The sequence below is a fragment of the Rhizobium bangladeshense genome (genome assembly GCF_001662075.1).
Classification (GTDB): Bacteria; Pseudomonadota; Alphaproteobacteria; order Rhizobiales; family Rhizobiaceae; genus Rhizobium; species Rhizobium bangladeshense_B.
The window spans coordinates 102,263-116,890 of record NZ_LYPL01000008.1; the positions used below are offsets into that span (position 1 = coordinate 102,263).

General features: G+C 60.8%; 11 protein-coding genes and 2 pseudogenes. 9 read left to right on the forward strand and 4 right to left on the reverse strand.

Annotation, left to right across the window (positions count from 1 at the left end; genetic code table 11):
• Entirely contained in the window at positions 1–834 is an 834-nt protein-coding gene (locus tag A7X77_RS17235; protein ID WP_064684073.1) for an iron-siderophore ABC transporter substrate-binding protein, read from the forward strand.
• Complete coding sequence (gene fhuB, locus A7X77_RS17240; protein ID WP_064684074.1) at positions 831–2,795, forward strand: Fe(3+)-hydroxamate ABC transporter permease FhuB; 1,965 nt, start codon at positions 831–833, stop codon at positions 2,793–2,795. Before A7X77_RS17235 ends, fhuB begins: the two co-directional genes overlap by 4 nt.
• Here fhuB and A7X77_RS17245 read toward each other — a convergent pair.
• On the reverse strand, positions 2,717–3,559 hold the full coding sequence (locus tag A7X77_RS17245) for an SDR family oxidoreductase (RefSeq protein WP_245293762.1): 843 nt from the start codon (positions 3,557–3,559) through the stop codon (positions 2,717–2,719). The two genes, fhuB and A7X77_RS17245, sit on opposite strands and share 79 nt — an antisense overlap.
• A 95-nt stretch (positions 3,560–3,654) precedes the next feature.
• On the opposite strand from A7X77_RS17245, the gene A7X77_RS17250 reads away from it, so the two are divergent.
• Entirely contained in the window at positions 3,655–4,569 is a 915-nt protein-coding gene (locus A7X77_RS17250) for an AraC family transcriptional regulator (RefSeq protein WP_064684075.1), read from the forward strand.
• A gap of 12 nt (positions 4,570–4,581) precedes the next feature.
• On the opposite strand, the gene fhuF is transcribed toward A7X77_RS17250, so the two are convergent.
• Together fhuF and A7X77_RS17260 are read right to left on the reverse strand one after the other, a co-directional pair.
• Positions 4,582–5,367: a siderophore-iron reductase FhuF gene (gene fhuF / locus A7X77_RS17255; protein ID WP_064684076.1), complete on the reverse strand. Its 786-nt coding sequence runs from the start codon at positions 5,365–5,367 to the stop codon at positions 4,582–4,584.
• A 4-nt stretch (positions 5,368–5,371) separates the two neighbouring features.
• The gene (locus A7X77_RS17260) at positions 5,372–7,543 is read right to left on the reverse strand and encodes a TonB-dependent siderophore receptor (RefSeq protein WP_064684077.1); all 2,172 of its coding nucleotides are present in this window, start codon (positions 7,541–7,543) and stop codon (positions 5,372–5,374) included.
• A 374-nt stretch (positions 7,544–7,917) separates the two neighbouring features.
• Between A7X77_RS17260 and A7X77_RS32425 the strand changes: the two are divergent.
• Together A7X77_RS32425 and A7X77_RS33980 are read left to right on the forward strand one after the other, a co-directional pair.
• A pseudogene (locus tag A7X77_RS32425) lies at positions 7,918–8,242 on the forward strand (ATP-binding cassette domain-containing protein); the annotation flags it as partial.
• A gap of 5 nt (positions 8,243–8,247) precedes the next feature.
• Positions 8,248–8,441, forward strand: a pseudogene (locus A7X77_RS33980) (dihydrodipicolinate synthase family protein); the annotation flags it as partial.
• A 59-nt stretch (positions 8,442–8,500) separates the two neighbouring features.
• On the opposite strand, the gene A7X77_RS17270 reads toward A7X77_RS33980, so the two are convergent.
• Positions 8,501–9,265, reverse strand: a complete 765-nt coding sequence (locus tag A7X77_RS17270) for an IclR family transcriptional regulator (protein WP_064684079.1) — start codon at positions 9,263–9,265, stop codon at positions 8,501–8,503.
• A gap of 192 nt (positions 9,266–9,457) precedes the next feature.
• On the opposite strand from A7X77_RS17270, the gene A7X77_RS17275 reads away from it, so the two are divergent.
• From A7X77_RS17275 to A7X77_RS17290, 4 genes are all read left to right on the forward strand, one after another.
• A complete protein-coding gene (locus A7X77_RS17275) occupies positions 9,458–11,032 on the forward strand; it encodes an ABC transporter substrate-binding protein (RefSeq protein ID WP_064684080.1) in 1,575 nt (524 codons plus the stop codon).
• Between the two features lie 148 nt (positions 11,033–11,180).
• Positions 11,181–12,035, forward strand: a complete 855-nt coding sequence (locus tag A7X77_RS17280) for a hydrolase (RefSeq protein ID WP_064684081.1) — start codon at positions 11,181–11,183, stop codon at positions 12,033–12,035.
• The gene (gene ggt / locus A7X77_RS17285) at positions 12,032–13,642 is read left to right on the forward strand and encodes a gamma-glutamyltransferase (RefSeq protein WP_064684082.1); all 1,611 of its coding nucleotides are present in this window, start codon (positions 12,032–12,034) and stop codon (positions 13,640–13,642) included. The genes A7X77_RS17280 and ggt overlap by 4 nt, the downstream gene beginning before the upstream one ends.
• Before the next feature lie 11 nt (positions 13,643–13,653).
• The gene (locus tag A7X77_RS17290; RefSeq protein ID WP_064684083.1) at positions 13,654–14,628 is read left to right on the forward strand and encodes an ABC transporter permease; all 975 of its coding nucleotides are present in this window, start codon (positions 13,654–13,656) and stop codon (positions 14,626–14,628) included.

A 14,628-nucleotide genomic window follows, 5' to 3' on the forward strand; every position in this document is an offset into this window, starting at 1 on the left:
ATGACCGGCGCGCCCACCATCGCACGCGCCGGCGATGCCAACATCGTTTCGCTCGACTATGGGCTGGCATCGACGATGCTGGCACTCGGCAGCGTGCCGCGCGCGATCGCTTCCCTCAGGAACTGGCCGGAATGGGTGGTCGAGCCGGCGATGCCCTCAGGCGTCGTCGATATCGGTACCACCGCCGAGATCAATCTCGAAGTCCTGACAAGTCTGCGGCCATCGCTCATCCTCAGCACGCCTTTCCTTGCGGCGCTGGATGAAAAACTGTCCCGGATCGCGCCGGTGGAAAGCTTCACCGTCTATGCCGAGAACGGCGAGGCGCTCGACCGCTCCTACGCCGAAACACTACGTCTCGGCGCCATGATCGGGCGGCAGGCGGAAGCAAAGACATATCTCGCCCGCGCCGACGCCACGTTCGGCCAGCAGCGCGAACAGATAAAAAGCCAGTCCGCGCCTCCGGTCGCCGTCGTCAATTTCATCGACCAGAGGCATGCGCGCATCTATGGCGGCCCCGGGCTTTACGGCGGCGCCATGCGCCGTATCGGCCTGCGGAATGCCTGGAAGGGCGGGGCGAGCTACTGGGGATTTCAGACAATCGGCCTGGAACAACTCGCCGAGATCGATGAAGAGGCCCACCTCGTCGTCGTGTCGCCGCTGCTTCCGCCCGATGTGCTGACCCGGCTTTCCGAAAGCCCGCTCTGGACCAGCCTTCCCTTCGTCCGGCGGGGGCGGATCTCGGTCGTTCCGGGCGTGCTGATGTTTGGAATGGTCCAGGAGGCGCTGCGCTTTTCGACTTTGATGGTCGATGTTCTGGAGACTGCCGCCCGATGACAGCGCAAATTTCCCGCTTCGGCGCGCCCGCGCTCGCGGCGCTGCTGCTGTTTTCGAGCCTCGGCCTGGCTCTCCTCGACCTGCTCCCGGCGCTGCCGCATCTGGAGGCATCAGGCGGATACGACGCCCAACACCTTCTCCTTCTCTATTCGACGCTTCCGCGCATGGCCACAGCCCTGATCACCGGTGCCGCCCTCGCGCTCTCGGGCACGATCCTGCAACAGGTACTGCGCAATCCGCTGGCTTCGCCGACGACGCTCGGTGTCTCGGCCGGCGCCAATCTGGCGCTGGTATCCGTCATGCTCGCCTTTCCGTCGCTGACAGGATGGGGCCGCGATGCGGTCGCGCTTGCCGGAAGTTCTGCCGCTGCCTTCGCCATCTTCTCGATCAGCGCCCGGCACGGCTTCTCGCCCTTTTCCCTCATCCTGTCGGGCATGATCATCGGCCTGTGGTGCGGGGCGGCGGCGGCCATTCTCATTCTGATGAACGATCAATATCTCTCGGGGATCTTCATCTGGGGCGCCGGATCGCTCTCGCAGCAAAGCTGGGCGATCCCGACATCGCTGCTGCCCAAGGTCGCCCTGCTCGCCGGCCTTGCCTTTCTCGCCGCGAGACCGTTGGCGCTGAGCCAGCTCGGAGATGCCGGCGCGACGAGCCTCGGTCTGCCGATCAAATGGTCGCGCGGCGTCATCGTGGCGATCGCAATTGCGCTGAGCGCCCTCGTCACCAGTGCTGTCGGCGTCATCGGATTCATTGGGCTGGCCGCCCCGCAGATCGTCCGGCTGGCCGGTGCACGCCGCGTCGTCAGCCAATTGATCTGGTCGCCCATTGCCGGCGCCGGCCTTCTCCTGCTGACGGATGAGACCATCAAACTCCTTGCTCCCGGCGATTTCGTGCCGACCGGGGCGGTGACCGCATTGCTCGGCGGACCGATCCTGATTGCGCTTCTGCCACGCCTTGCCACCGCCACCCGCGCGCTGCCCGGCATGGCTTCGCCACGAGTTGCGGTCGCCAACCGAACGGCATCCCTCGGCCTGCTGCTCCTCTCGGTCGCCGCCCTGGCAGCGGCAGCGATCTTCTTCGGCCGCGCGCCCGACGGAAGCTGGGTCTGGCTGTCGGCCGCCGCCTGGGATGACATCCTTCCCCTTCGCCTGCCGCGCGTCGCCGCCGCCTTCGGAGCCGGAACCGTGCTCGGCGTGACCGGGCTGATCCTGCAGCGGCTGACCGGAAACGAAATGGCAAGTCCCGAGGTGCTCGGCGTTTCGGCCGGGGCAACGCTAGGTGTCGCAGCCGCCATGTTCGCCTTTGCCGCGCCGGGCCTGACCGTCCAGCTTGCCTTTGCCGGCGGCGGCGCTGTTGCCGTTCTGCTGCTGATCTTCCTCTTGAGCGCTCGTTCTGGCTTCGGCCCAAACCGTGTTCTGCTCGCCGGCATCGCTTTCGGCGCGATCCTCGATGCCGGGATTGGCGTGCTGGCGGCAAGCGGCGATCCGCGCGGCCTGGCGCTGATCCGCTGGATGTCGGGCTCGACCTATTTCGTCGACAACAGCGTTGCCGCAAGCGCCATGCTGATCGCGCTTGCCTGTGTCATAGCGGCCTTTCTCGCCAGCAGATGGCTAGCCCTGCTGCAGCTCGGCTCGGAAACGGCGAGCGAACTCGGCCTCAGGATTGCTCCGGCGCGCGGCGCCCTGTTCGGTCTCTCTGCGATCATGACGGCAGCAGCGACTCTGGTGGTCGGCCCGTTGAGTTTCGTCGGACTGATGGCGCCCCACCTCGCCCATGGGTTTGGTCTTCGCCGTCCCTCGACCCAGCTTCTCGCCGCTGCGCTGATTGGGGCGAGCCTGCTCGTGATTGCCGACTGGGCCGGACGCATGATCGCCTTCCCCTACCAAGTCCCTGCGGGATTGATCTCGGCCCTGGTCGGGGCGCCGATGCTGCTGTTCGTTCTGCGCCGGCGGCCTTGAGAGGCCGCCGCCTTCATCCCCCCCAAGGCTTCGGCGTCGGTCCCGGCAGGGATGCGCAATGGAGAGGAAGGATCGGTCGCAGCGCGCCATACTGCCTCGACGACGTCGCCGGGCTGTGTCAGGGCGGTCTCCGACTGCTGCTCCCACGACGCGAACACTTCTGCGACGACCGACGAATAAGCTTCCGGGAAGCCGCCCTGTTGTTGAATCCGTGAGCGCGCCGTATCGCCGAACCGCGTCTCCGGCGCGCGCCCTGGGAGCACGATCCTCATACGCACATTGAAGGGCTCGAGCTCGAGCGCGGCAGACTCGGTGAAGGCGTCCACTGCGGCTTTGCTGGCCGTATAGACCGAGAGGAGCGGGAGCGGCTTGAGCGTCACGCTCGACGTGACGTTGACGATGACCCCTTCCTGCCGCTCCCGCATCTGCGGCAGAATCGCTTGCGTCATCGCGATCGATCCCAGCGTATTCGTCTCGAAAATATCGCGGGCGATCTCCATCGGCGTTCCCTCAACCGCGTTGAGCCAACCAATGCCGGCATTGTTTACCAGCACATCCACAGGACCAGCGGTCTCAACCGCAGCTCGGATGCTTTCAGGGCTCGTGACATCCAGCGCAACGATCTTGAGATGGTCCGAGATCGGCAGAAGGCCTTGGCGCGGAGTTCGCATCGTGGCGATCACCTTCCAGCCCTGCGCGAGAAAGAACCTGGCAATTTCCAGCCCGAACCCCGACGAGCATCCTGTAACCAGAACCGTCTTCATATCTGTCTCCTATCCATGCTGACAGCGATAGATATAGACGGCGATACTGCTACTGAATATTATGCATCATCCATGTTTCATCATCAGGAGTATCGATGAGCGACCCTCTGGCTGAAATGGTCACGCTGCTGCAGCCGGCGGCGCGCTATTCGAAGTTCGTCAGCGGCGCGGGGACGTGGCGCGTTGAGCGCCAGGAAACGGGCCAGCCTTTCTACTGCGTCGTGCTGGAGGGTTCTGCGCGGCTGAGCGCGGAGGACGAGCAGATCACGCTGCGCGAAGGCGACTTCATCCTAATCCCGGCGGCCCATGCCTTCACGATGTCGAGCCTCGACGACGGATTATCGCCCGGCATCGATCCCATCACCGTCACCATGCTTCCTGAAGAAACGCGTCACGGCGATCCCGAAGGGGCTCCGAATGCACGATTGCTGGTCGGCCACTTCGCTTTCGGCTCGCCTGATGCGGCCCTGCTGGTTTCCCTGCTGCCGCGGATCATCCATATCCGCGGCGACAGCAGACTGTCGACGATCGTTCAGCTCGTCACCGACGAAGCTCGCGCCGAACGGCCGGGAAAGAACATGATCCTGGCGCGGTTGTTGGAAGTCTTGCTTGTGGAGGCGCTGCGCTCGAATGCCGGGGAGAAGGCGCCGCTCGGAATCCTGCGGGGTCTGAGCGATGCACGCCTCGCCCTGGCCATTCGGCGGCTGCATGAAAATCCGGCTAGGGAATGGACGGTGGAGCAGCTTGCCGGCGAGGCTGCCCTGTCGCGGTCGGCGTTTTTCAATCGCTTCCGTCGCGCTGTGGGCCTGGCGCCAATGGAATATCTGATTTCGTGGCGCATGGCGCTCGCCAAGAATCTGCTGAGGCAGGAGGATTTCGGAATTCAGGAGATCGCCGAGCGCGTCGGCTATGGCTCCGCAAGTGCGTTCAGCACGGCATTTACGCGCTTTGCCGGATTGCCGCCCTCAAGATATGCCGAGCAAACAAAGACCATTTCAGACGCCGCCTGACTGGAAGCGGCGTCAATGCCGCCCGTCCGGCAGCGGACAGGCTTCGCCGCAGCCGCCGACGCCTGGCAGATTATAGCGCAGGCAGCAGACCTTGCGGCGGGCGAATTCCAGCCCGCATTGCTGGCGCGCCATGCGGATCATGCCGAACATTGGATTGCGCCCGCCGCCCGGCCACTCGGCATCGTTGAGCAGCGCCAGACCACCTTCGACAAGGCCGGGCTCGTGGCGGTGCGCGATCTCTTTGAGGATCCAGGAAAGATAGGCCGCGGCATTATTCCAGAGCAGCTTCGGCGCGACGCCGGCATTGGCAGCAATCGCCGCGATGACAGGCTCGGCATGGCCGAGCATCAGGCGGTGAAGCTCGCCGGCCGGATCGGTGGCAAGCTCCGGGCTTTTGGACATCACGAAGGCTTCCGGCTCGCCCGTCTCAGCATTATACACGAGTGAAAGCCGGTCGATCTCCAGCGGCAGCGCAATGCGGTTCACGAACATATGGACGCTCGGAGCGATCGTCAGCATGCTGAAATAATAGAGCGTCCACATGGAGACGATCGCGCGGCGATCGCTGCCCGGAAATTTTTCGGCATAGCGAGCGATGATGCCGTCAAACACGTCCCGATCGCCGATATCCCTGCAGGGAATGACAATCCCAGTCGGCGGCGCAGAGGCAAGCAGCTTGCCGCGGCAATAAGAGAACGGACCATCGCCCACCAGGCCGTCGAGGTCGACGGCCTGGTGGGCGACAGGATGATCGGCGATCGAAGGGCGCGAGACCGCCCCGTTCATCTCTACCGCCATGGTGCTACCACCGATACTTCAGGGTGCCGGTCATGTTGCGACCCTGGCCGAGGTAGCAGAAGCCCTCTTCGCAGACTGTTTCGCGCTCATCACCGATGTTGCGGATGTTGAAGGCTGCCGTAAGTCCTTCATATTTCTTGTCGACGGCCCCAAAATCATAGGCGAGGGCTGCGTCCATATAGAAAGTTGCGGAATTCTTCGAGGTGTTGGCGACATCAGTCCAGGTCTCGCTGATGTAGCGTACGCCGGCGCCCATCGACAGACCGTTGAAGGGGTTGCTTTCCTGGAAGGTATAATTCGCCCAAAGGCTCGCAACATGGGTCGGGGTGATGGCGGGCGTATTTCCAACGTTGTTGCCCCCGGTTATTTCCGAGTCGTTGTAGGTGTAGGCGGCAATAATATCGAGGCCGTCGGCGATTGCCGCGCGGGCTTCAAGCTCGATACCTTTTCCCGTCACTTCGCCCTGGGAGTCGTAGGCGAAGGTCAGCACGTCGGCGAGCCTCGGCTTGTTTTGCTCAACGATGTGATAGGCGACAGCCGAGAGCAGGATATCGGAGCCGGGCGGCTGGTATTTCACCCCGAGTTCGAATTGCTCGCCCTTCGTCGGCGGAAGAATCGTGTTGGCTCTCGATCGGTTGGTGACCGGATCGAAGGAGGTCGCGTAGGAAGCAAAGGGCGCTATGCCGTTGTCGAAGAGGTAAAGCGCGCCGGCCTGCACGGAGAAGGCATTTTTGTCGACGTCCTCCGAGTTGACCGTGGGCAAGGTCGAATCTCGCGTCTGGTTCACCCAGGTCTGCCGACCGCCGAGGTTGAAGCGCCAGTTTCCGACCTCGATCTGGTCCATGACGTAAATGCCGAGCTGTCGCATATCCGCATCGGACGCCAATATATTATAATCCGGCGTAGCGCCCGAGACTCCATAGGTCGGATTGGCGATATCGAAGTCGAATGCCGGATCTGCGGCTCCGGCGCCGTAGCCAAAGCTCGACTGGAGATTGGTGTAGTCGAGCCCGAACAGCATCGTATGCGCAAGCGGACCTGTATCGAACTTCGCCTCAAGCTGATTGTCGACCTGGAAAACGTTCATTTCGTCCCGGATCGCGTTGGTGCCACGATGCGCGACGGTGCCGGTCCAGCCGGTAACACCGAGGTAGCGAGCCTCCAGATCGAGATGCGAGTAACGCAGGTTCTGCCGAAAGGTCAGGCCGTTGTCGAATTCATGCTCGAACTGATAACCGACCTGCTGCTGCTTGACCTTCTGGTAGTCGTAGTCGGGATCGCTCGCCCTGAGATCGAGAATCCGGCCGTCTACGGTCGTGATCGCGCCGACGTTGGAGTCGGTCTCGTCCGCCTGCGCCAGGCCGTAGACCGTGAAGGAGGTGCCCTCGTCGGGTTTCCAGGTAAAGGACGGCGCGAACAAATAGCGGTCGTCGGCAATATCGAAATTCGTGTCGCCGCGGCGGGCGACACCGACGATGCGATAGAGAAAATCGTCATTGCCCTCGCTGATCGGCCCACCGAAATCGAACATCCCCTGCACCCGGTCCTTGGTGCCGTAGGTAATGCCGACTTCGCGGATCGGCTCCTCGGTCGGAAGCTTCGATATCTTGTTGACGAGGCCGCCCGGCGAACCGGAACCGTAAAGAACGGAAACCGGTCCCTTGATCACCTCGACGCGCTGCAGCTGATAGGGATCGGTGCGGAACATCCCATAATTGATGTAGGGCTGGCGCAATCCGTCACGATAGTCGCCGACCGTTGTGGCGTTGTAGCCGCGAATGTAGATCTGGTCGAAACGCGGGTCGAAGCCGCTCGTTCCCGTCGTCACGCCGGCCGTATAGCGCACGGCCTCGATAATGCTTTGCGCGCCGCGCTGCTCGATTTCCTTCTCAGTGGTGACCGAGACCGAACGCGGCGTCTCGACGAGCGGCGTGCTGATCTTGGTCGCGCCGGCGCTGTTTTTGGCGGTCACCGATGTCCGGTCCGTCTTGCTATCAGAGGCTGCACCTTGGATGACGATCGGCTCCAGCGTCGTCGCGGTGTCGCCAGTGGTCGCGCTCTGGGCGGAAGCCGGCGATGCCGCGATGCCGGTCAGGACGATCGCCGTCGTGGCAAATAGGGTATCTCTATAAAATCGCGATACATTATTAGAAACATTAAAAAAAACACGCGCCATTGCTTGGTCCCTGCGTCATGGATGCGCGCGGAACCTATGGAGCGAAGAAAGCCTTGTCAACATAAGATGATTATTTTTGTCATCTTTTAATCGATGATTTTTGCATGCTCGGCGTTCCCAAAGAGGTTGCACGCGCCTCAAGGGTCGGCCCGGTCTCTGCCTTGGTTCAACCGCACAAATACCAAATTGAAAGTGGACAATGCGCTCGCCGGGACGCCGTTTTTCGCGAGGGATATGGCTACGAAGCCGGTGCCCGACGCGCCACCACCAGCCTGACCATTTGACAGATATCCTACGGTCAGCCTTTATCGGCGATGCGAGAAAGGCTGACCCGGCATTGACATTGAAATCGATGAAGCCGCTCACGCGCGCACTGCTTTACGGCGGTCAATGATATCGACCTGACAGTTGCCGCTGGCGAGACGCTGGCGCTCGTCGGCGAATCCGGCTCCGGCAAGTCCGTCACCAGCCTGTCGGTCATGGCTGCTCACCCGTATCGGTGTGATCGCCGCAGGCAGGATCCGCCTGACGACGAGGGGCGGCGTGGTCCGCGATGTCGTCTTCCTCGATAAAGAAAACATGCGCCGGATCACGGGCGACGACATCGGCATGGTATTCCAAGAGCCGATGCCGAGCCTCAATCCCGTCTTCACGATCGGCGACCAGATTGCTGAACCGATCCGCATCCAACGCGGCACACACTCATGGACGCGCATTTCGTCCCCTTCCGCCAGCAATTCGGCAATTCGAACGCCGCTCTCGACAAGCTGTTGAGCGCCATCGGCAATTTGGACCCGTGAGCACCCGTCTGCGGTTTCCTTATCGTTCGATAGACATGGAGGAAACAGTCAGGTTGCGACGCATCGCCCACTCCGAACTCCCCGATCTTTTCGCCTAAGTTTGCTTAACAAACGAGCTGAGCTTTGGTTCGCCAAATGGGCGTCGAACCGAAAACCTCTACCATCCCAGTCGGGCCGATATCTTGCTGGCGGCCTCCTTCAGCAGAACGATAAAGCGGTCGACGTCGCTTTTTTGCGTGCGAAAGGCCGGTGCGCCGACATTCACTGCGGCGATCACGGATCCGTCGAATGCCAGAACCGGCACTGAGACGGAGACAAGCTGCTCGCTGACTTCACCGTAACTCACACAAAATCCCTGGCGGCGGATTTTATCCAATTCGGCGACCAACTTGCTGCGATCCGTGATGGTGCGCTTGGTCAGCCGGGGCAAGGTCTCCGGGATCATTTGCATCTGCACCTGAGGCTGGAGATAGGCGAGAAGCACCTTGTACGAGCCTGCCGTGAGCGGTCGTCTTCGACCGATCATCGCCTGCACCCGCAAGTCGCGCATCGGTTCGAACTTTGCGATACACAGGGATTCGCCATTGTCGATGATCCTGAGTTGGGTCGTTTCGTTCGCCTTCTGGCCGACTTCTTCGAGAACAGGATTGGCTATTCGCACCAGATCAACCTGTGTCGACGCCGCGGTTCCGATAATGATCGCAGTCGTGCCCAGCCGGTAGGTGCCCGTATCGCTCTTCCGCACTAGGCCGCGCCGTTCCAGTGTGCGTAACATACGCAAAATTCTCGGCTTGGTTTCGCCGATGTTCTGTGCCACCTCGGTCAGTCTGATGTCCGGGTTTTTAGCGACATTCAGCAATACCTCGATGCAGACATCAACAGATTGCACGATATCGCTTTTCGACGGCGGTGTTTTGTCCATAGGATCAGAGTTTTCTCCGTGAGGAATTCCGAAAAAATGGCGGTTTTTCAAATTACGCCTATCATAACGCGTTTGTTTTGCGTTTGACAGCCCCTTGAGGCCTCCTTACCAATTTGTGTCGAGAGTGGACGGGAACCTGCTCGCACCGACCAAATTAGGTCGGCCCAAAAACGCTAAACCGGGATGGAAGAAATGGCCGCAAAAACATTGACGCGGGCAGCGATCGGGCTGCTCGGAACGATCGCTATTCCTGCAATGGTCGTCGCACAGGAGGCCCCGCTGACGATCGGGATGTCGACGACGCCGACGACGCTCGATCCCCATGAAGACAGTTCGGCGCCAAACAACGCGACCTCGCGCCATATCTGGGACAGCCTCATAAACCTCACGGGAACGTCGGCAAATGCGCCGGAACTCGCCACCGAATGGAAGGTCGTCGACCCTACCCACTGGGAATTCAAGTTGCGGACAGGCGTGAAATTCCATGACGGCAGCGAGTTCAACGCCGATGACGTCATCGCTTCGCTTCTGCGTGCCCGCGACAAGCCCAGCCAGAGCTTTGCTTCCTACACCCGCAATATTGTCAATGTTACGGCCACGGATCCCTATACCATCGTCGTCGAGACCAAGGTTCCGGATCCGATCCTGCTGAATTCCGTCAGCCGAATTCGCATTATCAGCGCCGATTGCAAGGAGGCGCCGGTCCAGGATTTCGACAACGGCAAGTGTGCAATCGGAACCGGGGCATATTCCTTCGTCTCCTATTCGCCAGGCAGCAACCTGACCTTGAAGCGCAATGACAGCTATTTCGCCGGCCCCTCGCACTGGTCGAACGTCACGCTCCGCTTCCTGCCCGATGACGGCGCCCGTCTGGCATCGCTTCTTTCCAACGAGATCGACATTGTCGAAACCCTTCCTGCCGATGGAATGGCACGCGTGGAAGCGAGCGATAATCTGCAGATCATCAACGGCCTGTCTTCCCGCTTCGTTTATCTTGGCCTGGATGTCAGCCGTGATGTTTCGCCTTTCGTGAAGGCTGCGGATGGTTCCGATCTCGACAAGAACCCGCTCAAGGATGAACGAGTGCGTCGCGCAATGTTGATGTCGATCAACCGGCCGGCAATCGTCGACCGCGTCATGCAGAAGAACGGCACGGTGGCCGATCAATTCGTCGCCCAAGGCTATGCGGGCTATTCCGAAAAAGTCGAGAAGGTGGGCTATGATCCTGCCGCCGCCAAGGCGCTTCTGGCCGAGGCCGGTTATCCCAATGGCTTCAGCCTGACCTTGCATGGTCCCTCTGGCCGTTACGTCAAGGATGCCGAAGTTCTGCAGGCGGTCGGCCAGATGTTCACGCGCATCGGCATCAAATCGAAAGTCGAGGTCCTGCCTTGGTCGATGTATTCGGAAGCCTATTCAAAAGGCACCTACAGCACCTATTTCGGCTCCTGGGGTGTGAACACCGGCGAAACCACCAATCCGACTGTTGCGCTCGTCGCGACGCGCGACGAGAAAAAGGGGACAGGCAGATATAACGGCGGCGGCGTGTCCGATGCGAAGATCGACGAGGTGCTGGCCAAGGCCAGTTCGACGCTCGATGAAGCCCAACGCGCGCCGCTTCTCGAGGAGCTGTCGACCGAGACCTTCAACAACCTCTGGCTCCTCCCGATGCATTACGAAAACGTCGTACTGGGTGCCAAGAAGACCGTGTCCTACACCCCGCGCGGCGACAAATATACGCTCGCTCACGACGTGAAGTCGGCGGACTAATGCATGTCGCCCAAAAGCGTGCAGCGGTTTTGGGCCAAATAGAGATTTGAAATGCGTCGCATCGATCCATTCGATGCGACGCAGTTTAAAGACAGCAGCATGGGACCGCACCAGGGCCGTCCCTTTCTTCATCTCCCAGGAGACATTCATGCAGGAACTTGGAACGGGCGAAGCCGTCGCCCGGGCGAAGGCCATCTATGACTATGGCCAGACGGCCATCTTCGCCTCTCAGGCCGATCCCCGCCTCCATATGGTGCTTTATGTGCCGCCGACGGCGGCAGATGGCCGCAAGCTCGACCTCCTGGTCGCGGTCCACGGCACCGGGCGCACATCGGCTATCGATTTCCGCGACGGTTTTGCCGAATTCGGGCTCTACAACGACTGTGCCATCCTATGCCCGATCTTCCCGGTTGGCGTTCTCGGTGATGGTGCGCGTTCCGGCTACAAGTTTCTCGAGGAAGGCGACATCCGCTACGATCGCGTCGTCCTTGCCATGGTCGAGGAAGTGGCCGACAAATACCGTCAGGACTGGTCCAAATTCGCCATGTTCGGCTTCTCCGGTGGCGGCCATTTCGTGCACCGTTTCGCCATTCTGCATCCGGAAAAGCTCTGGGCGGCATCGATCGGCGCACCTGGTTCCGTCACCCTTCTGGATCCGACGCGTGACTGGTGGGTCGGCATCCGGGATCTGGAGGCGCGCTTCGGCAAGGCCTTCCGGTCGGAAGAACTCGCCAAGCTGCCGGTGCATATGATCGTCGGCGACGCCGATCTGGAGACCTGGGAAATCACCCATAAGCCGGGCGGCAAATATTATATGGATGGCGCAAACGATGCCGGCAAAACGCGGCCCGAGCGGCTTGCCGCCCTGGCGAGCTCATTCCGCGAAGCGGGTGTCGACGTGACGTTCGATCGTGTTCCTGGCGTCTCTCACGACCGAATGAAAGTTCTCGGTCACGTCAAGGCCTTCCTGGCAAAGGTGCTGAAAGAGTGGCGCGCAAAATGAGAAATGCAACGATCGTGGCGCCTCAGCCGGAGGCAGTCGAAGCCGGCGCGGAAATTCTCGAGCGCGGCGGCAATGCCATCGACGCGGCACTCGCCTGTGCCTTCGTCCAAGGCGTGGTCGACCCGCAAATGGCCGGCATCGGCGGCTTCGGCTCCATGCATGTCTACATGCCGAAAAAGGGCGTGCACGAGATCCTCGAATTTTATGCGCGCGCGTCGCTCAAGGCTGCGCCGGACATGTGGCTTGACAAGATCAAGCACCAGAGCCGCGACGGCTTCGGCTACGTCCTTGAAGGCAATATCTCCGATATCGGCTACCTTGCCGTCTGCACCCCCGGCTCGCTGAAGGGCTATGAGACCGCGCTGCGCGACTACGGCACCTTCGAGTGGACCGATCTCATCAAGCCGGCCATCCGCCTGGCCCGCAACGGTTTCATGATCCGAAACCACATGCATTGGTATTGGGCCAAGGACCAGGCGAACGACGGTTTTGCCAACACGATCGACAAGCTGCGCTTTTCCGCAACGGGGCGGAAAACCTACTTCGACGCCGACGGCGTACTCAAAAACGTCGGCGACCTGATCGTCAACAGCGATATGGCACAGACCCTCGAACGCATCGCGCGAAGCGGCGGGTCAGACATTTTCTATCACGGCGACCTGGCCGAACAGATCGCCGACGATTTCAAGGCAAATGGCGGTTTGATCGATCGGGAAGATCTGGCGCGCTACGAATTGTCGAAAGTAAAGCCCGTTTGGGGCGACTATCGTGGCAACGTCATTGCCAGCTCACCGCCTCCAGGCTCGGGTTTCCCGATGCTGGAACTCCTGCATATCATGGAGCAGTTCGACGTCGGCTCGCTGCAGCATGGCAGCGCGGAGCATATCCGCATCCTGTTCGAAGCCATGAAGCGAATGACGATCGACAAGGACGCGCATATGGGCGATCCCGCCTATGTCGACGTGCCTTACGAAAGGCTGCTGTCGAAAGAGCATGCGCAGGCGCATGCCGACGCGATCAAGGCAGGCGAGGTCGCCAGCGTTTCGCGTCTTGATGGCTCGCAGCGCGACACCACCCACATCTCGGTGATAGATAAGGACGGCAACGCCGTCGCGATGACCCACACCCTCGGCAGTCCCTCGGGCGCGATCACCGATGGCCTCGGCTTCATGTATAATGGCACGATGAGCCGCTTTAATCCGGTTCCGGGCAAACCCGGCTCCATCGCGCCCGGCAAGCGGCGTCCAAGCTCGGCGGCACCGACGATCGTCTTCAAGGGTGACGAGCCCAGCATCGTCATCGGAGCGCCGGGCGGCAGCTATATCGCACCGGCCGTTGCGCAATGCCTGATGAACATGATCGATTTCGACATGTCGGTGCTCGAAGCCGTCTCGGCGCCGAGAATCGTAGGGGTGTCAAACACGATCGACATCTGCAATCGTATTCGACACTCTGTCGAGGACGAGCTGCGGACGCAGGGCTACCAGGTGGCGCGGTCGCCGCAGACATACGCATTCGCCGCAGTCCACGCGATCAAGCTTGAAGGCGGTGTCTCTAAAGGAGCCGCCGATCCGCAGCGCGACGGGATGGCGATCTCCGTCGCCTAAGGAGAGGTTCTATGATCACATCCATTATCAGGCGATTGATACAGGCGCTCTTTGTCATTGTCGCGATGACGATCATTGTCTTCATCGGCGTCAATGTGATCGGCAATCCGGTCGACATCCTCATCAACCCCGACGCCAATCAGGCGGAGCGGGCACTGGTTATCGCGCATTACGGTCTGGATCAGCCGCTCTGGAAACAGTATCTGCTGTTTCTCCAAGGGCTTCTGCACGGGGACTTCGGCAACAGCTTCGTTTATGGGCGGCCGGCGCTGGGTCTGATCCTCGAACGTCTCCCGGCAACGCTCGAACTGGCGATCGCGGCTCTCGGCATCGCGCTCTTGTTCGGCTTGCCGCTTGGGCTGTATGCAGGGCTTTACCCCAATCGGATTTCCTCCAAGCTCATCATGAGCGGCTCGATTCTGGGCTTCTCGCTTCCGACCTTCTGGGTCGGCCTCATGCTGATCATGGTGTTTTCCGTCGAGCTCGGCTGGTTGCCGACGAATGGCCGCGGCCCGACGCAGGAACTGCTTGGTGCACAATGGTCTTTTCTGACCGGGGACGGCATCCGGCACCTCTTATTGCCGGCCTTCAACCTGGCTCTGTTCAAGACGTCGCTCATTCTGCGGCTGACCCGTGCCGGCGTGCAAGAGGTCCTGCCCCAGGACTATGTGAAGTTTGCCCGCGCCAAGGGGTTGCGAGAGCGGCGGATCATTTCCGTGCACGTTCTCAAGAACCTGATGATCCCGGTTGTGACCATCATCGGCCTCGAGTTCGGCTCGCTTATCGCCTTTTCGGTCGTCACCGAAAGCATCTTTGCGTGGCCGGGCATGGGCAAGCTCATCATCGACTCGATCAACCTTCTCGATCGCCCCGTCATCGTCGCCTACCTGATGATGATGGTCCTGCTCTTCGTCGTCCTCAACTTCATCATCGATATCTGTTATACCCTTCTGGATCCGCGGGTCCGGCTGGAAGGAAAGGCTTGA